Raw genomic sequence first — 17,665 nt, forward strand, 5'->3', positions numbered from 1 at the left:
CAGGATTCCCCCCGGGGTCCCGCCAGCGCGCCTTGGTATCTTCCCTCCATGACTGCGCCCCCGCCCGTGCCCGACGAGACCGGGCCCGGTCTCGCGGACGACCCGGCGCGGATCCCCTCCCTCGCGGAGGTGCGCACGGCGCTGCGCTCCCCGGACATCCCCCTCCCGGCCCCGCGCAGCGTGCCCGAGGCCGCGCATCGGGTCCGCGACCTGATCCACGCCGAGCGGTTCTTCGAGGCGCGCTACATCGCCGACTCCTTCGCGGAGGTCCCCGCCCCCGCCGCGGAGCGCGCCTCTCTCCTGCAGGCCCGGATCGCGGCCCTGGCCGCCTCCGGGCTGGTGGACCAGTGGGCCGATGCCGCCGCGGAGCTCGTGGGCCTGCTGCGCCGCAGCGGGCATCCCGCTCATGCCGCGGCCGCCGCCTCCGTGGTCGCCGAGGCGCTGGCCGCGGCCCCGCACCGCGGTGCGGCCCGTCGCGGCAGGCCGGGCGAGGGCGGCTCCGGGCCGGCGACCGCGGCCGATGCCGGCGCGCCGGGACGCTCCCCGGCCCGCGGCGGCCGGCGTCGCGGCGAGGCCCCTGTCGCCTCCGAGGATCTGCTGCGCGTGGTGCGCGCCCTGGAGATCGTGCCCCTGGGCGAGCAGGCCGACCCGGCGCGAGAGGCGCGGGACCTGCGCCGCGCCCTCGAATCCCTCCCTCGGGTGCAGGACCAGCTGCTGGGCGACCCGGTCGTGGTCGAGATGACCCTCCGCATGCGCAGCGCCCAGGCGCTCGAGGGCATGGGCGACCGCGCCGGGGCCACCCGGCAGGCGCTGGACGTGCTCGAGCTCGCGCAGACGGGCGCCGTCGAGGGCCGCACCCTGCTGGACCCGCAGCGCGCGGAGACCGCCGCCCACGCGGTGCTGGCCCGCACCCTCGCTGGCCCGAGCCCGCTCGAGGCGGTGCGCCACGCGCTCGCGGCGCTGCGCTCCCTGCGCCGGGTGGACGATCCGGTGCTGCGCATCGGCATCATCACCGACCTGCTGCGCGCCCTGATGCGGGCCGAGCTCGCCGATCATGCCGGCTTCGTCTCCGGGCGCCTGGCCGCCCTGCAGCGCGGGATCCAGCGCGACGCGCACCGCGTGCAGCCGCTGCTGGCGGTCGCCACCCAGCGGATCGTCGCCCAGCGCTTCGAGGCCGCCGCGATCCCCGTGGCGGAGGTCCGCCGGATCGCCCAGGAGGGGCGCGACCGCCGCGCCGCCATGGAGGCCTCGCGGCTGTCCGCCCGGATCCATCAGCTCACCGGCGACGCCGAGGGGGCGATGGCGGAGCTGCGCCGGATGGCCGCCGATGCCCGCTGGCTCGCCGACGACCTCGACACCAGCGGCGCCGATCGGGCGCGCCTGATCCAGGAGGAGATCCAGGCGCAGGCGCTGGTGCTGCGCCACGCCGTGGACCTCGGGGAACGGCGCGTGGCCGATGCCGCCGCGGCCGCCATGGAGCGCCGCACCCGGCCCGGCGCCGCACCCGAGGAGCTGCCGGCCCCGCTCATGTGGGACTACCGGGTCGATGCCCGGGTGGGCCGGGTGATCGCCGCCGGGGTAGGCCTCGCCCGAGGCGACGAGGATGTCACCGAGGCGCTGTACGAGGAGCGGCGCCGCGAGGCCATCCGGGTGATCGGCGAGGTCCCGGCGGGCCACGAGGAGCGGGCACGCTACTGGGTCGCCTATCTCGACGACCGCCACGCGACCATGCTCGCCTCCCGCGGCGAGGCGGAGCGGGCGCTGCGCGCCGCGCGCCGGGCGCTCGCCGGCTGGGAGCACCTGGGTCGCACGGACGACGCCGCCCGGCTGCGGGCGCAGATCGCCGCGCTCGAGGCCTGAGCGCCCTCCGGGGACCGCCTCTCCCTCCGCAGGAGGGCGCGCCGCCGCGCCGATCCGAGGCGACGGTGGCGCCACCGTGGCATCTCTTCCGACCGGAACCCCGCATCGAACCTGCAGGCAGCGGCCATATCCTGGGCGGGATCCGCGAAGTGGTGCCAGATCCGCTCCCGAACCCCCTTGACGTGGCGCCACGATGGCGCCAACATGATGCCATGGATCTTCGACATGCATCCCGCACCGTGTACGAGCAGCTCGCCGCCAGCGCCGCGGTGGGCGACGAGGACGTGCGGCGGGCGGCGGGCCTGCTCGCCGTCACCGTCGAGCCCGCCGTCCGCCTGGCCATGCAGGACCTCATCGGCGCCCTCGCCGCCGAGATCTCCCGCGAGATCGCCCCGGGGCGCGTGGACATCGGCCTGCGCGGCAGCGAGGTCGAGGTCCGCGTGGTCCCGCCGGCGCCGCCCTCGGCGGCGGTGCCGCCCGGGGGCTTCGGGGCCGCGCCCGGCGGGTTCGCCCCGCCGCCCGGGGGAGTCCCTGCGCCGGGCTTCCCGCCTCCGCCTGAGGGCGCCGTCCCGCCGGTGCCCCCCGTCCCGCCCCCACCGCCCGAGGGCGAGGACGACGGTTCCACCACCCGCGTCTCCTTCCGCCCGCCCCAGCACCTCAAGGCCCGGCTCGAGGACGCCGCGAACCGTGAGGGCCTGAGCCTGAACGCCTACCTGGTCCGTGCTCTGACCGCGCACCTGGACGGCGCCGCCCAGCAGTCCTACCCCGCCACCGGGTCGCAGGACCCCCGAGGCACCGGCCGCACCAGCGGCTGGTTCATCTGATCAGGAGGACCCCATGAACATCCCCGAGAATCCCGGACCCTCGTTCGGACCTGGCCACGGCTCCGCGCCGGGCGGAGCCCCGACCCAGCCCCCGCCCCCGGCCGCATCGGCCCCGCCGCATCCGGCGGAGGAGCCCGCCCCGGCCCCGCCCCTGGTGCATTCCTTCTCCGCCGACGGCCCCATCGACATGAACGTCCAGCACGTGCGCGGGAACGTGAGCGTGCGGGCCGAGCACGGCCATGCGGTGCGGGTCGAGCTGCGGCCGCGCGGCGAGGCCGGGCGCGAGCTCGCCGCGCGGATGCGCATCGACTTCTCCGGCGGGCACCTGCGCGTGGACGCCCCGGCCGACGAGGCCGGGAACCTCTCGGCGACCTTCGGCGACCTCTTCCGCGGCTCCGGCGGCGACGCGGAGCCCGGCGGATCGGGCGGCTCCTTCGTCGACCGGCTCGGCGCGGCGCTGCGCACCCTGACGCGCACGGCCGGGGAGATCGGCAGCGGCCTGGACCTCGACATCGTCGTGCCCGTGGACAGCCGCGCGGTCGTCTCGGTGGGCGTCGGCGACATCCGCCTCCACGGCAGCTTCGGGCGCGCCGACCTCAAGGGCGCCACCGGGGACGTCGAGCTGTCCGACGTCGACGGCACCGCCCAGCTCGTCACCGGGACCGGGAGCGTCACCATCGGCGCCCTGCGCGGCCAGGCCACCGCGACCACCGGCACCGGATCGGTGAGGATCAGCCGGGCCGAGCGGGGCACCCTGCGCACCCGCACCGGGGTCGGCGACATCCAGATCCGGGTCCTCGAGGGCACGGCCACGCGGCTGGACCTCGCCACCGGGCTGGGCGATCGCAGCGTCGACCTCACGCCCACGGACGGCGTGCCCGATGCCGGCCGCACCCTCGAGATCGAGGCCCGCGCCGGGACCGGGAGCATCCGCGTCGAGCGCGTGCGGGACTGAGCGCCGCGGCGGCCGGATCGGCCCTGCCGCTCGGCCCGCCCGGGTGGGAGAATCAGGGTCGGAGGTGATCGAGATGAGCGCACAGCGCGCGGTGACCATCGAGGTCCGCGACAATCCGCGGGCTTCGCGCTTCGAGGCGTACGTCGGCGACGAGCAATGGGGGATCCTCACCTACGAGCGGCGGCGCCGGCGCACCGAGATCATCCATACGGTCACCGACCCCGCCCGGCGCGGGCAGGGCGTCGCCTCCGCCCTGGCCGGCGCGGCCTTCGCCGACGCCCGGGCGCGCGGCAGCGAGGTGCTGATCATCTGCCCCTTCGTGGAGAGCTGGCTGGACCGCCACCCCGAGCATGCGGACATCGTCCTGGACGACTGATCGGCGACGTGCCGGCCCTGCCGCGGCGGGGGCCTGCCGCAGCGGGGACCTGCCGCGTAGAGTCGGGGCATGGATGCCCTCGATGTCCTGATCGATGCCGCCGCCCGTCCCGTGGAGGCGGCGACCGCCCTGCGCGAGCAGCTCACCCCGGAGGTGCTCGCCGCGCATCCGGGCGGCCACGACAACTCCCCGGCCTGGCTGCTGTGGCACACCGCGCGGGAGATCGACGCCCAGCGCGCGGACCTCTCCGGCACCGAGCAGGTGTGGACGGCGCAGGGGTTCCGCGAGCGGTTCGCGCTGGGGGAGCTGGGCGACGGGATCGGCTACGGCCACACCCCCGAGCAGGCCCGGGCCGTCACGGTCACGGATGCGGACCTGCTGCTCGAGCATCTCGCCGCCGTCACCGACGAGCTGATCCGCTACCTGCGCACCCTCGATGCCGACGATCTGGACGCGGTCATCGACACGTCATGGGAGCCGCCCGTGACCCGTGGCGTGCGCCTGATCAGCATCATCGACGATGCCGCGCAGCACGTGGGACAGGCGGCCTACGCCGTCGGCGCCCGGCGCTGAGCATCGGCCCGGCGCATCCTGCATCGCCCCCTTGAGGTTGACCCGAGGTCAGGGTCCACACTCGCCTCCGCGGCACGGAACCGGCCGCGGCAGGACCTCACGAGGGAGCAGATCGCCATGACGACCACCGACCACCACCGCACCCCCGCCGCGCCCCGCGCAGCCGACGACGGGCGCGACGCCCTGCATCAGATCCTCGACGACGCGGTCGCGGCCGGCATCACCGGCATCACCCTGCGGGTGCGGGACGAGCACGGCGCATGGACCGGAGCCGCCGGCCACGGCGACTGGGAGGGGGCCACGGGCGCCCCGCCGATCGACGGCCACGTGCGCATCGGCAGCAGCACCAAGACCTTCATCGCGGCCCTCGCGCTGAGCCTCGTCGCCGAGGGGCGCATCGCCCTGGACGACCCGGTGGGCCCGGTGCTGCCGGACCTGGAGCTCGACCCGCGCGTGAGCCTGCGGATGCTGCTCCAGCACACCAGCGGCATCTTCAACCACACGGGCGAGTACTACCCCGACGGGAGCGTGGTCCCCGGGATCCCCGCCACCACCGCCGGCCGGGAATGGGTCGAGCACCGCTTCGACGACCACGACCCGCGGGACCTCGCCCGGCTGGCCCTGTCCCGCCCCGCCCGCTTCGAGCCCGGCACCGACTGGAGCTACTCCAACACCAACTACGTGATCGCCCGCCTCCTCGTCGAGGCGCTCACCGGCGAGACCGTCGCCGCGGCGATGGAGCGCCGGATCATCTCCCCGCTCGGACTCACCGGGACCCTGCAGCCGACCACCCAGACGGACGTCCCCGCCCCGCACGCCCGCGCCGGCTTCCGCATCGAGGAGGACGGCGCGCAGCAGATCATCGACGTCACCCGGCAGAACCCCTCGTGGATCTCCAGCGGCGGCGACATGATCTCCACCGCCCGCGACCTGCAGACCTTCCTGCGCGCCCTGATGGGCGGGCAGCTGCTGCCCCCGGCCCTGCGGGAGGAGATGCTCACGCCGCGCCCCACCCCGATCCCCGGCTCGGGGTACGGGCTCGGGGTCTTCGTCGAGGATCTCGGCGCCCACGGCACCGTGGTCACCCACCACGGCGGCGCCGCCGGCCACGGCGCGCTGATGGCCATCACCCCGGACGGGAGCCGGGTGATGACCGGGACGATGAACTACGTCGACGACGCCGGGCTCTCCCTGGCCGTCCCCTTCCAGCGGCTCTCGCAGTCGCTGGTGCGGGCCGTCTTCGCCGGGGAAGCTCCCGCGCAGGGATGATGGGCCGATGAGCACCGGGGTGACGATCGGACAGGCGGCGGCGTTCGCCGGGGTGACCATCAAGACGGTGCGGCACTACCACCGCCTGGGCCTGGTGCCGGAGCCGGAGCGCGACGTCTCCGGCTACCGGCGCTACGGCCCGGCGGAGCTGCTGCGACTGGTCCAGGTGCGCGCCCTCGCCGGCGCCGAGGTGCCCCTGGCCGAGGTCGGCCCGCTGCTCGCGGCCGACGATGACGAGTTCTCCCGCGCGATCGACGGGGTGGAGCGCCAGGTCACCGCACGGATCCGGGAGCTGACGGCGCGACGGTCGGTGCTGCGCCGCCTGCGGGACGGCGACCGGACCCTGCTGCCCGATCGGGCGGCGGACCTCCTGGCGCGGATGCCCGGCCTGGGCTTCTCGGAGGCCGAGGTGGCCGTCGCCCGGGAGGGCCTGGTCCTGGCCCGGGCGATGGTCCCCGAGGCCTTCGAGGCGCACCTGGGGCACGTCGAGAACGCCCTGGCCGACGAGCAGTTCGTCGCGCTGAGCCGTCGCGCCGCGGAGGCGGCCACCTGGTCGCCGGAGGACCCGCGCCTGCCCGGCCTGGCGGAGGAGGTCGTGGCGCACTACCTGGCCCGGCCCGAGCACCTCGCGATCGTCACCGGCATGCAGGCCCGCAGCGACACCGCGGCCCGGTACCAGGTGGTCCGGGACGCGGGCGTCGCGCCCGGATCGGCCGGGGAGCGTCTGCAGGCGCTGGTCGAGGCGGGTCTGCGCCGCGCCGGCGTGCGCGTGCCCGGTCCCCGGGGGGCCTGAGCTCAGCGCACCCCGCGCATGCCGCGGCCGATGGGCCGGGCGATGAGCAGCATGAGCACGCCGATGCCGATGGTCACCGCCCCGAGGGTGCCGAAGTAGGCGCCCTCGTTCTCGGCGGAGTAGAAGCCGGCCAGCGAGCCGGACAGCGCGGTGCCCAGGGCCACGGACAGGTTGTACAGCGCCATCATCATCACCGGGAAGGCCGAGGGGGCCAGGCGCGTGGCCAGGGACAGGCCCACGGGGGAGATGGACAGCTCGCCCATCGTCGCGACCAGCATGATCATCGCGACCCACAGCACCGGCACGGAGGCGAAGGGGACCATCGGCAGGAACAGCACGAAGGCGGCGCCCATGAGGATGATGCCGAGCCCGAACTTCGCCGGGGTGGTCGGCTGGCGCGGCCCCAGCTTCGTCCACAGCGCCGCGAAGATCGGGGCGAGCACGATGATGAAGAAGGGGTTGAAGGACTGCACCCACGAGATCGGCATCTCCCAGCCCAGCACGCTGCGGTTCATGCGGGCGTCGGAGTACAGGGTGATCACCGTGAACTGCTGCTGGAACAGGGCGAAGAACGCGGCGGTGCCGATGAACATCGGGATGAAAGCGATGACGCGGGAGCGCTCGTCGGCGGTGATCTTCGAGGAGGTCAGCAGCAGGGCGAACAGCACGATCGCGCCGACGGCGGAGATGCCCACGACGATGCCGGCGAGGTTCGCCGGGGTGATGGCGCCGGTGAGGACCAGCCCGCCGACCAGCAGCACCGCGAACAGGGCGACCGAGATCCACAGCGGGTACTTCCCGGCGGGCAGCGGGTCCGGCACGCGGGAGGCGGTCGCCGGCAGGTTCCGGCGGGTCAGCGCGTACTGGGTCAGGCCGATGGCCATGCCGACGGCGGCGAGGCCGAAGCCCAGGTGGAATCCCCATTCCTTCTGCAGCAGGCCGGTCAGCAGCGGACCGAACAGGCCGCCGATGTTCACGCCCATGTAGTAGATCGAGAAGCCGGCGTCGCGGCGGGCGTCGTTGACCTCGTACAGCGATCCGACCAGCGTCGCCGCGGTGGCCTTGAGGCCGCCGGAGCCGATGGCCACGCACAGCAGGCCCACGACGAGGCCGGGCACGCCGGGCAGCAGGGCCAGGGCGATGTGCCCGACCATGATCAGCGCGCCGCTGAAGAAGAGCGTCCGCTCCGGGCCGACGAGGCGGTCCGAGACCAGCGCGCCGAGGATGCAGAACACGTACACCGCGCCGCCGTACGCGCCGACGATGCCGGTGGCGACGGACTTCGAGATGCCCAGGCCGCCCTCGGCGACCTGGAAGTACATGTAGATCGCGAGGATGCCCTGCATGCCGTAGAAGCTGAAGCGCTCCCACGTCTCGACGCTGAACAGGTTCGCGAGCGGCCGCGGCTGGCCGAAGAAGGTCTTGCCGGAGGGGTTGTGCGCGTCCGCCGGGGGAGCGGCGGGCGCCGTCGGGAGGGGGCCTGAGTCGTTCACGGAGAGACATCGTTCGCCGCGGGGCGTCATCTGTACATCGCTGCGGCCGATCCTGTGACGAGTTCCTCGCGCCGTCCGGGGGCGCGATCACGCCCCCGCAGCACGTCGGCGGGGCCGACGACGAGGGCGTCGAGGCAGGTCAGGAGACCTGCGTCGACGCCCTCGCCGGGGTGATCGGGCCGTGCGGGGTCAGACCTCCGCGGCCGCGGAGCTGCGGGCGCGGCCGCGCGCGGAGCGGCGGCGGCCCAGCACGGTGGCATCGTTCGAGTAGCGTCCTGCGCCGACGGCGGCGAGGGCGAGCGCGCCGGCTCCGAGCGCGCCGACCAGCTCCCAGCCGCCCTGGTCGACGAACAGGCCCTGGGGGAGGTGGACCAGCAGGGCGGCGACGAGCATGTCGACCGTGAGCACGAGGCCGACGATCGGCGTGAACGCGCCGAGCACGAGCAGCACGCCGCCGATGAGCTCGGCGTAGGCGACCACGGGCGCCGCGACCTGGGCGAAGGGCACGCCCATGCCGGAGAAGCTCTCGGTCACGCCGGGCATGCCGAACTGGAAGACCTTCTGGTAGCCGTGCGCGGCGAAGATGACGCCGAGCGCGACGCGGGCGAGGAGGAGGCCGAGATCGCTCAGGGCGGATCGGCCGGCGGGGGTCGAGGGGGCCATGGGTGACTCCTGGGTCGAAGGGGATCGCTGCCCTCACGGTAGAGGAAAGTTCAACCAATGCCCAGAGGGTGCTCCGCCGCGGGAGTCACGGGTCACTCCGGGGCCGGCGGCGCGTCCGGGCTGATCGCGGGGGCCGGGGCGGCGGCCAGGCGGGCGTGGGCCTGCTCGATCCCGGCGAGATAGGCCGCCCCGATCGAGGTCAGCGTGAAGTCCTGGCGCTTCATGCCGGTGCGGGCCACGTCCACCCGGTGGACGGCGAGCACCTGCGCCTCCGCCAGGCGCCGCAGCGTCCGGTACAGCCCGCGCTCGGTGACGCTCCATCCGGTCGCCTCCTCGAGGCGGGCGGCGACCTCGGCGGCGGGGACCGGGCCGTGCGCCCGGACGATCCGCAGCAGGGCGAGCGTCGTCGCCGACTTCTTGTACGTCTCGACCCAGCTCGCGGTGAGCTCCCGCGCCCACTCCGCATCGGCCGAGGTCGCCTCGGCCGATGCGGGCTCGCGGCTCATGCGCGCCCCGCCTCGAACCCGCGCCCGGCGAGGGAGCCGGCCGCGTGGGTCAGGAACCCCAGGGCCCAGATCCCGGGCATGGCGAGCATCGGCCCGCCCCAGCTGGGGTCGAGCCCCTCGCCGAGGGCCGAGCGGACGAAGGCATGCAGGGCGAAGGACCCGTTCACGCTCACGTAGAGCAGGGCATGGGCGATCAGGAGCCCGAAGCGCAGGCGGCCCAGCGCCCGGCCCCGGGTGCCGAGGTAGATCGCGGCGCCGGCTGCGATCACCGCGGTGAGCAGGGCCGCCAGCAGGGCGATGCGCCCGCCGGTGAGGGCGATCGTGACCTGCAGCGCGAGGCAGGCCAGGACGAGCGCACCGAGATAGGGCAGCAGGCTGTGCAGGGCGGCGTCGGTCGACCCGGCCGGCGGCCGCGCCGGGCGGGGATCGGAGGGGAGGGGGTGGGAGGTCGAGGTCATGGCGGGCTCCTCCGTCGGATCCAGCGGTCTGTGACATCAGTACTGTACCTATGGTGCAGTACCGGCTGTCAAGAGGGGCGGCGGTCGCGGGGCCGATGGGGAGGAGGAGCGGATGTGGGCCGTGCCGAGAGGGTCTTCCCCGGTCCCTACACTGGACCGGTGAGCACGCAGAGCGAGACCTTCGAGAACCAGGCGTACGAGTCCGGGCCCGACCGCGGGCTCGAGCGCACCCCGCCGCAGGACCTCGCCGCGGAGCGCGGAGTGCTCGGCGGCATGATGCTGTCCAAGGACGCGATCGCGGACGTCATCGAGATCGTCAAGAGCAACGACTTCTACCGCCCCGCGCACGAGATCATCTTCGATGCGATCACGAGCCTGTACTCCCGCGGCGAGCCCGCGGACCTGGTCACCGTCTCCGACGAGCTGACCAAGAAGGGCGAGCTGCAGCGCGTGGGCGGCGGCGCCTACCTCGCCGACCTCATCGACATGGTCCCCACCGCCGCGAACGCCGGCTACTACGCGGAGATCGTCGTCGAGCGCGCGACCCTGCGGCGCCTGGTCGAGGCCGGCACCCGCATCGTCCAGCTCGGCTATGCGGCCGACGGCGGCGAGATCGAGGAGGCCATCAACGAGGCCCAGGCCCAGGTGTACGCCGTCACCGAGCGCGGCCGCAGCGAGGACTTCCTCCCGCTGGGCGAGGTCATCGACGACACCCTCAACGCCATCGAGGCCACCCAGAACCGCGGCGGCCAGGTCACCGGGGTGCCCACGGGCTTCCACGAGTTCGACGAGCTCACCCAGGGCCTGCACCCCGGGCAGATGATCATCTTCGCCGGCCGTCCCGCCATGGGCAAGACGACCCTCGGCATGGACGTGCTGCGCTCCGCCTCGATCCACAACGGCATGGCCAGCGTCATCTTCTCCCTGGAGATGGACAAGACCGAGATCACCATGCGTCTGCTCTCGGCCGAGTCCCAGGTCCCGATGAACCGCATGCGCGACGGCTCCATGGACGACCGCGACTGGCAGGCCATGGCCCGCGCCATGAGCCGGATCGGCGACGCCCCGCTGTTCATGGACGACTCCGCGAACATGTCGCTGATGGAGATCCGCGCCAAGTGCCGCCGCCTGAAGCAGAAGCACGACATCAAGCTCGTGGTCATCGACTACCTGCAGCTCATGAGCTCGGGCAAGAAGGTCGAGTCCCGCCAGCAGGAGGTCTCCGAGTTCTCGCGAGCCCTCAAGCTGCTGGCCAAGGAGATCGAGGTCCCCGTGATCGCCATCTCGCAGCTGAACCGTGGCAGCGAGCAGCGCACCGACAAGACCCCGATGATGAGCGACCTGCGCGAGTCCGGCTCGATCGAGCAGGACGCCGACCTCATCATCCTGATCCACCGCGAGGACTACTACGAGAAGGAGTCCCCCCGCGCCGGCGAGGCGGATCTCATCGTCGCCAAGCACCGCAACGGCGCCACCGCCACCATCCCGGTCGCCTTCGAGGGCCGCTACTCCCGGTTCAAGGACATGCCCGCCGGCGGCGGGGGCGGATTCTCGGGCTGACCTGCGCGGTTCTGCCCGCTCCGCGCACGGCGGATCCACCCCGGGCGGATTCCGCGCCGCCCGGGCCCCGGCCGCGCCAGGCTCGGAGCATGGACACCACCACGCAACCCGGAACCGCCCTCGCGGACCGCACCGGACTGGGCCTGCTGCACCAGCGGGTCCTGATCCTGGACCGCGAGCTCGACATGGACAACGGCGCGCAGCTCAGCGCCGGGCTCCTCCTGCTCGCCGCCGAGGACCCCTCGGCGGACATCACCCTGCTCATCAACTCTCCCGGCGGGCTGGTCCCGGCGATGCTCGCCATCGGCGACCTCATGGACCTGATCCCCTGCGACGTGCGCACCGTGTGCCTCGGCATGGCCTACAGCGCCGGGCAGTACCTGCTCACCCACGGCACCCCGGGCAAGCGCCTCATCCTCCCGCACGGCCGGGTGCTCATGCACCAGGGCTCCGCGGGCTTCGGGGGCAGCGCCGCCGACATCGAGATCCAGGCCGAGGACCTGCGCAAGAACCGCGACCTGCTGATCCGCATCACCGCCGAGCGCACCGGCCAGGCCGTCGAGCGCATCGCCGTGGACTCCGAGCGCGACCGCTTCTGGGACGCGCAGGACGCCATCGCCTACGGCTTCTGCGACCGCACCGTCGACTCCCTGGCCGACGTCCTGCCGCTGGGTGCGGCCACCGGCCGGGCGGGAGGCCTGCGATGAGCAGCTACACGATCCCCAGCGTCATCGAGCGCACCTCCACCGGGGCCGAGCGCACGGCCGACGTCTTCTCCCGCCTGCTCAGCGACCGCATCGTCTACCTCGGCACACCGGTGGACGACGGCGTCGCCAACACGATCATCGCCCAGGTCCTCCACCTCGAGAACCAGGCCCCCGAGTCGCCCATCCAGCTGTACATCAACTCCGCGGGCGGGGACGTGCAGTCCGTCCTGGCGATCCACGACGCCCTCGCCTACGTGCGCTGCCCGGTGGCGGTGACGGTGATCGGCCAGGTGGTGGCGGCGCCCGTGCTGCTGCTGGCCGCCGGCACCCCCGGTATGCGCGCCGTGCTCCCGCACGCCCGGGTCGTGCTGCGGCCCCTCGAGGCGAGCGGGCGCGGGGCGATCCCGGACCTGATCCTCGCCGCGGAGGAGGTCGAGCGGATCCGCCGCGAGATCGAGTCCCTGCTGGCCGAGCACTCCGGGCGGGACCTCGCCGCGGTGCGCCACGACCTCGAGCGGGAGCGGGTCCTCGATGCCCGCGCCGCGATCGCCTACGGCCTCGCCGACACCGTCCTGGAGCGGCGCCGGGCCGGGTGACGCGAGCTCGGACCGGGCGGGATCGGGGTGGTCGGACTCGCGGCCCGGCCGGCCCGAGTTCGGGCCGATGCGGTGGGTCGGGCGGCGCAGGTCAGGCGGCGAGGAGCGAGACGCCTCGCGGGCCGGAAGCGCTGTGGCCTGCGGTGATGCTGCGATGGCGGCGTGCGTCGAGCTCGTCCGGCCCGTCCGCGGTGAGGTCCAGCAGCACCGGTCGCGGTGCGAGCAGGGCCGGCAGGTCCCAGGCGGACAGCCCCAGGGCGCCCAGCACGGCGGCGAGCACCTCGCTCGAGGGATCCTTGAGCCCGCGCTCCACCTCGGAGAGGTGCTGCATGCTCACCCCGCTGCGGGCGGCGACGTCGGCGAGCGTCCGGCCCTGCGCGTGGCGCTCCTCGCGCAGCGCCTGACCGATCAGCTCGCGCAGGAGCGGGGCGAGAGGGGCGGGGCCAGAGCGTTCCATGGGCCGAATCTACGACGCCGCCCCGGGCGCCGCGCCGTCCTCCGCTGTGAGCGGAACCGCAGGGGCGGCCGGGGGCCGGCGCCGGTGCTCAGGCCTCGACCATGCCGTTGACCTCGGCGAGGGTCGCCGCGGCGGCCTCCGCCGGGGTGGCGCTGCCGAAGCGGACGTCGGTGAGCAGGCGCGTGAAGGTGTTCTGCGCATCGGCGGTGCCCATCGGCTGGACCGCGGGCGCCGCGCCCAGCTCCGGGGTGATGGCGTCGAGGAAGTCGATCACCTCACGGTCGGTGTCGGTGAGGTCCTCGCCCATCGCCTCGATGGCCACGGGGTTCGAGGGGACGCCGCGATTGAGCAGCTGGATCGCCTGCGCCTCGGGCGCGTTGAGGAGGAAGTCCACGAGGGCGGCGGCGCCGGCGGGATCCGCGGAGTCCGCGGCGACGGACCAGTACATGGAGGCCTTCTTGAACATGCCGTTCTCCTGCGCCGATCCCGCGGCCGAGGGGGCGCGGAGCATGGCGATCTCCTGGTTCCCGGCGGCGTCGCGCACGGCGGCGAGCTGGTTGGTCCAGGTCCAGCTCATCGCCGAGCGGGCGGTGCTGAAGGCCTGCTGCTCGAGGGTCGCGGAGCCGTCCTCGACGGCGGCGTCCGCGGCGAGGGTCGCCCCGGAGTCCTGCAGATCCTTGTACAGCTGGAACCAGGCGGCCAGGGACTCCTCGCTGCAGCCCATGCCATCGGCCGCCCAGAGGTCCTCGCCGCGCTGCCGCAGGAAGACGGTGAGGTCCGCGTAGCTGCCGCCGCCGGTGACCCCGGTGGCGACCCCGGACTCGCTGATCCGCGTCGCGATCTGCAGGTAGTCGTCCCAGGTCCAGGTCGTGTCGTCGGGGATCTCCACGCCCGCATCGGCGAACAGCTGCGGGTTGACCACGACCACCCACGCGTTGGATCCGGTGGAGATGCCGGTCAGGGTGCCGTCCACGCGGCCGGCGTCGAGGTCCGCATCGTCGATGCCGGACAGGTCCAGGCCCTCGAGCGCCTCGAGATCGGCGAGCACGCCGCGCCCGGAGTACTCGGCGATGTACTTGCCGTCCATGTTGATGACGTCCGGCGTGGTCCCGCCGGCCACGGAGATGGCGAGCTTGTCCCAGTAGCCGCCCCACTCCGCGGGCTGCAGGCTGACGGGGGCCTCGGGGTGGGCGGCGGTAAACGCGTCGACCATCTTCGTCGTGAACTGCTGGTAGAAGTCCGGGCCCCAGAAGGTGAAGGAGACGCCGCCTCCGCCCGGGTTGCTGGCGCCGCCGCCGGCGGAGGGGCCGCAGGCGCTGAGCAGCGCCGGGGCGATCAGGCCGCCGATGGCTCCGGCGAGCAGGGTGCGGCGGGCGACGCCCCCGGAGGACCGAGGGCGTCGGGGGAGGGGACCGGGGGTGGGCATGGCGGACTCCTGCTCGTCGTCGAGAGGGCGGCGCGGCGCCTCACCGTCGAGGGGCCGGCGGACCGTCCGGGATGCGGGAACGGTACGACGGCCCCTCGAGGCGGTCAAGCGCTTTCCGGTGCGTGGTCCCGGCGGCTCAGCCGGCCGGGTCCTCGGCGCCCGGGGTCTGCGGCGCATCGGCCGTGAGGGCGGGCAGGCGGGCGACGTCGATCTCCGCGACGCGGCGCCGGTCCATGCGGGCGACCTGCAGCTTCACCCCGTCCACGACGATCGAGTCGCCCTCGACGGGCAGGCGGCCCAGGCGCTCGATGAAGAAGCCCGCGGCGGTGTCGTAGGTGCCGCGCGGCAGGGCGATGCCGGTGGCCTCCTCGAAGTCCTGCAGGTTCAGCCGCCCGTCCACGCGCCCGCCCGACTCGGCGATCGCCCCGACCGGGGTCTCCTCGTCGTGCTCGTCGAAGATCTCGCCGACGACCTCCTCGATGATGTCCTCGAGGGTGACGATGCCGTCGGTGCCGCCGTACTCGTCCACGACCACCGCGATGTGGTGGCCCTCGGCGCGCATGTCGGTGAGCGTGGGCAGGACCCGCGCCGTGGCCGGGTAGAACGCGATCTCGCGGACGATCTGCGAGATGGGGGCCGTGGGCCGTTCATGCTCCGCATCGAACAGGTCGCGCACGTGCACGAACCCGAGGAGGTCGTCGATGGACCGTTCGGTGACCGGGTAGCGGGAGTACGGGAGGTCGCGGACGCGGGCGGCGGCCGCCTGCACCGTCTCCTCGGCATCGAGGCTGACCACCTCGGGGCGCGGCCGCATGACCTCGCTGATCTCGCGGTCGCGCAGCGAGAGGACGTCGTCGAGCATGCGGCGCTCGTCCTCCGGCAGCCCCTCGTGGGAGGAGACCATGTCGCGCAGCTCCTCCTCGCTCATCTGCTCGGAGGCCTTGTCGGGGTCCCCGCCCAGCAGCCGCACCACCGTGTTGGTGGACACCGAGAGCAGCCAGATGACCGGCCGCATGAGCGTGGCGAAGCCCGCCAGCACCGGCGCGACGACGTAGGCGAAGGACTCGTTGCGCTGGATGGCCAGCCGCTTCGGGGCGAGCTCGCCCAGGACCAGCGACAGATAGGCGATCAGCAGCGTGAGCACGACCGTGGCGAGGGTGCTCGCGAAGGACTCGGAGACTCCCCAGCCGGTCAGGACCGGGACGACCGCCGGCGCGATCGAGGAGGCGCCGTAGGCGGCGGAGAAGAACCCGGCCACGGTCACGCCGATCTGCACGGCCGAGAGGAAGGTGTTGGGGTTGCGGGCGAGGTCGGCGACCTTCCGCCCGCGGGCGCCGCGCTGGGCGAGCATGGTGACCTGGCCTTCGCGCAGCGTCACCAGCGCCATCTCGGTCGCCGCGAAGACGCCGCCGATGAGCACGAACAGCACGACAAGGACGATGTTGAGCGCGAGCTCCCCGATCATCGGAGGACCGACCCCCCTTCGGCGCTCGGGCGCGGGAGGGGGGTCCTGGGACTGTGTCCGGGGCTGTCTTGCTCACCTGTTCTGGGCATGGCAGAAGTGTACGGAATCCTGCCTGCATCCAGCTGATGGAAGCCTCGACCGGTGACCCGGACGACGGAGCACAGTGGGATCATGCAGGATTTCGAGGATGGACCGGCTGGGGCGGTCCGTCCCGGTCCGCGCGTGACCCGAGCCCACCTGATCTGGGCCGTCGGCGTCCTGGCGTATCTCTCCGCGGTCGCCGCCCGCGCCTCCTTCGGCGTGGTCAGCGTCGAGGCGTCGGTCCGCTTCGGCGTCGAGGGGACGGTGCTGGGACTGTTCGGCGTCGTGCAGCTGGGCACGTACGCCGCCGCCCAGATCCCCGCCGGGCTGCTGCTGGACCGCTGGGGACCGCGCACGATGATGGTCCTCGGGGCGCTGACCATGGGATCCGGGCAGCTGCTCATGGCCGTCGCCGACGGCGTCCCCCTCGCACTGCTGGCCCGGCTGCTCACCGGCGCCGGCGATGCCGCGACCCTCGTGTCGATCCTGCGGCTGACGGCGGTGTGGTTCCCCTCCCGGCAGGTACCGCTGTTCACGCAGCTGGCCACGATGGTCGGACAGCTCGGCCAGGCGGTGGCCGCCGTGCCCTTCCTCGGCATCGTGATCGGCGTCGGCTGGCCGGCGGGTTTCCTCAGCCTCGGGGCGCTGCTGCTGGTCTCGGGCCTGCTCGCCCTGGCCGTCGTCCGCGACGGTCCGGCCGCCGGAGCCGAGGGCGCCGATGCCCGCGGCGCGGCCGAGGAGGACGGGGCCGGCGGCGCCATCGCCGCCGCGGACCATCCGCCGGGGGAGCTGGGGATCGACGAGGAGCTGGAGGCGCTGCGCGCCGGGCACGACGGCGAGGCGGTCGCCCCGGCGCCGCGGCCGGCCCCGTCGGCGACGGCGATCCTCCGCGAGGTGGTCACCTCCCGCGGGGTGTGGTCCGGCCTGTTCCTGCACTGCCTGACCCTGGCCGGCGTGAACAGCTTCCTGTACCTGTGGGGCGTGCCGTTCCTGCAGAACGGGCACGGCCTGGACCACAGCGCCGTCTCCGTCCTCCTGACGGTGAACGTGCTGGTCATGGTGGTGGTCGGGCCGTGCATCGGCTTCGTGACCGGGCTCGTGCCGCAGCATCGGCCGCTGCTCGGCCTGATCGCCGGGGGCATCGTGGCGCTGGTGTGGGCGGGAAGCCTCGCCGTGCCGACGCCCTACGGCATGCTCGGCTTCCTCCCGCTGGTGATCGGCCTGGCGTTCGGCTCGGCGACCTGCTCGGTGGGCTTCGACCTCGCCCGCACGTCGGTGCACCGCTCGGCGATCGGCACGGCCTCCGGATTCGTGAACATCGGCGGCTTCGGCGGCGCGCTGCTGTGCGTGCTCATCGTCGGCGTCGTGCTGGACCTGCGCACCGGCGGCGTCGGCACGCCGAGCCTGGACGACTACCGTGTCGCGCTGTCCGCCCAGGGGATCGTGCTGCTCGCCGCCGCGACCGGCCTGGTGCTGACCGCACGCCGTCCCCGCCCTCCGCTGCGCTGAGGAGTCGTCCGCGACGCCAGAGGAGGCCCTGCTGTACGGCTCGGGCGCGCCGCGATCGACCGGAGTGATTCCGTCGCAACGCCATCGACCGGAG

At 73.9% G+C, this 17,665-nt stretch carries 18 protein-coding genes; 11 read left to right on the forward strand and 7 right to left on the reverse strand.

Going from position 1 to position 17,665, the window contains the following annotated elements; all coding sequences use genetic code 11:
- Window positions 1-48 precede the first annotated feature (48 nt).
- The 7 genes from ABD234_RS15560 to ABD234_RS15590 all read left to right on the forward strand — a co-directional run bounded on the left by ABD234_RS15560 (window position 49) and on the right by ABD234_RS15590 (window position 6,650).
- Window positions 49-1,860, forward strand: a complete 1,812-nt coding sequence (locus ABD234_RS15560) for a hypothetical protein (RefSeq protein WP_344358136.1) — start codon at window positions 49-51, stop codon at window positions 1,858-1,860.
- Window positions 1,861-2,072: 212 nt separating this feature from the next.
- Window positions 2,073-2,684, forward strand: coding sequence for a hypothetical protein (locus ABD234_RS15565; RefSeq protein ID WP_344358138.1), 612 nt, complete (start codon window positions 2,073-2,075; stop codon window positions 2,682-2,684).
- A 13-nt stretch (window positions 2,685-2,697) separates the two neighbouring features.
- Complete coding sequence (locus ABD234_RS15570) at window positions 2,698-3,639, forward strand: DUF4097 family beta strand repeat-containing protein (protein ID WP_344358140.1); 942 nt, start codon at window positions 2,698-2,700, stop codon at window positions 3,637-3,639.
- A 73-nt stretch (window positions 3,640-3,712) separates the two neighbouring features.
- Window positions 3,713-4,015 (forward strand): GNAT family N-acetyltransferase, encoded by a 303-nt coding sequence (locus ABD234_RS15575; RefSeq protein WP_038371652.1) that lies wholly within the window; start codon window positions 3,713-3,715, stop codon window positions 4,013-4,015.
- Window positions 4,016-4,084: 69 nt separating this feature from the next.
- Window positions 4,085-4,588 carry a mycothiol transferase gene (locus ABD234_RS15580; protein ID WP_344358143.1) on the forward strand — a complete coding sequence of 168 codons (504 nt, stop codon included), beginning with the start codon at window positions 4,085-4,087 and terminating at the stop codon, window positions 4,586-4,588.
- Between the two features lie 117 nt (window positions 4,589-4,705).
- Window positions 4,706-5,857: a serine hydrolase domain-containing protein gene (locus ABD234_RS15585; RefSeq protein WP_344358146.1), complete on the forward strand. Its 1,152-nt coding sequence runs from the start codon at window positions 4,706-4,708 to the stop codon at window positions 5,855-5,857.
- Window positions 5,858-5,864: 7 nt separating this feature from the next.
- Window positions 5,865-6,650, forward strand: coding sequence for a MerR family transcriptional regulator (locus ABD234_RS15590; protein ID WP_344358149.1), 786 nt, complete (start codon window positions 5,865-5,867; stop codon window positions 6,648-6,650).
- 2 nt (window positions 6,651-6,652) lie between these two features.
- On the opposite strand, the gene ABD234_RS15595 is transcribed toward ABD234_RS15590, so the two are convergent.
- The 4 genes from ABD234_RS15595 to ABD234_RS15610 all read right to left on the reverse strand — a co-directional run bounded on the left by ABD234_RS15595 (window position 6,653) and on the right by ABD234_RS15610 (window position 9,770).
- On the reverse strand, window positions 6,653-8,173 hold the full coding sequence (locus ABD234_RS15595) for a peptide MFS transporter (protein WP_425546798.1): 1,521 nt from the start codon (window positions 8,171-8,173) through the stop codon (window positions 6,653-6,655).
- 159 nt (window positions 8,174-8,332) lie between these two features.
- On the reverse strand, window positions 8,333-8,806 hold the full coding sequence (locus tag ABD234_RS15600) for a DoxX family protein (protein WP_344358154.1): 474 nt from the start codon (window positions 8,804-8,806) through the stop codon (window positions 8,333-8,335).
- A gap of 92 nt (window positions 8,807-8,898) precedes the next feature.
- The gene (locus tag ABD234_RS15605) at window positions 8,899-9,312 is read right to left on the reverse strand and encodes a helix-turn-helix domain-containing protein (RefSeq protein ID WP_051486659.1); all 414 of its coding nucleotides are present in this window, start codon (window positions 9,310-9,312) and stop codon (window positions 8,899-8,901) included.
- A complete protein-coding gene (locus ABD234_RS15610; RefSeq protein WP_344358158.1) occupies window positions 9,309-9,770 on the reverse strand; it encodes a hypothetical protein in 462 nt (153 codons plus the stop codon). The genes ABD234_RS15605 and ABD234_RS15610 overlap by 4 nt, the downstream gene beginning before the upstream one ends.
- Window positions 9,771-9,929: 159 nt before the next feature.
- Here ABD234_RS15610 and dnaB point away from each other — a divergent pair, with 159 nt between their 5' ends.
- From dnaB to ABD234_RS15625, 3 genes are all read left to right on the forward strand, one after another.
- Window positions 9,930-11,330, forward strand: coding sequence for a replicative DNA helicase (dnaB, locus tag ABD234_RS15615; protein ID WP_038371659.1), 1,401 nt, complete (start codon window positions 9,930-9,932; stop codon window positions 11,328-11,330).
- An 89-nt stretch (window positions 11,331-11,419) separates the two neighbouring features.
- On the forward strand, window positions 11,420-12,037 hold the full coding sequence (locus ABD234_RS15620) for a ClpP family protease (RefSeq protein ID WP_344358162.1): 618 nt from the start codon (window positions 11,420-11,422) through the stop codon (window positions 12,035-12,037).
- A complete protein-coding gene (locus ABD234_RS15625; RefSeq protein WP_038371661.1) occupies window positions 12,034-12,633 on the forward strand; it encodes a ClpP family protease in 600 nt (199 codons plus the stop codon). Before ABD234_RS15620 ends, ABD234_RS15625 begins: the two co-directional genes overlap by 4 nt.
- A gap of 91 nt (window positions 12,634-12,724) precedes the next feature.
- Here the strand turns inward: ABD234_RS15625 and ABD234_RS15630 are convergent, their stop codons facing one another.
- The 3 genes from ABD234_RS15630 to ABD234_RS15640 all read right to left on the reverse strand — a co-directional run bounded on the left by ABD234_RS15630 (window position 12,725) and on the right by ABD234_RS15640 (window position 15,981).
- Complete coding sequence (locus ABD234_RS15630; protein WP_344358165.1) at window positions 12,725-13,090, reverse strand: helix-turn-helix domain-containing protein; 366 nt, start codon at window positions 13,088-13,090, stop codon at window positions 12,725-12,727.
- A gap of 88 nt (window positions 13,091-13,178) precedes the next feature.
- Window positions 13,179-14,516, reverse strand: a complete 1,338-nt coding sequence (locus ABD234_RS15635) for an ABC transporter substrate-binding protein (protein WP_344358167.1) — start codon at window positions 14,514-14,516, stop codon at window positions 13,179-13,181.
- Between the two features lie 136 nt (window positions 14,517-14,652).
- The gene (locus ABD234_RS15640) at window positions 14,653-15,981 is read right to left on the reverse strand and encodes a hemolysin family protein (RefSeq protein WP_344358171.1); all 1,329 of its coding nucleotides are present in this window, start codon (window positions 15,979-15,981) and stop codon (window positions 14,653-14,655) included.
- 222 nt (window positions 15,982-16,203) lie between these two features.
- On the opposite strand from ABD234_RS15640, the gene ABD234_RS15645 reads away from it, so the two are divergent.
- A complete protein-coding gene (locus ABD234_RS15645) occupies window positions 16,204-17,571 on the forward strand; it encodes an MFS transporter (RefSeq protein ID WP_344358174.1) in 1,368 nt (455 codons plus the stop codon).
- The last annotated feature ends 94 nt before the right edge of the window (window positions 17,572-17,665 follow it).

The organism is Brachybacterium phenoliresistens (genome assembly GCF_039530785.1).
Taxonomy (GTDB): domain Bacteria; phylum Actinomycetota; class Actinomycetes; order Actinomycetales; family Dermabacteraceae; genus Brachybacterium; species Brachybacterium phenoliresistens.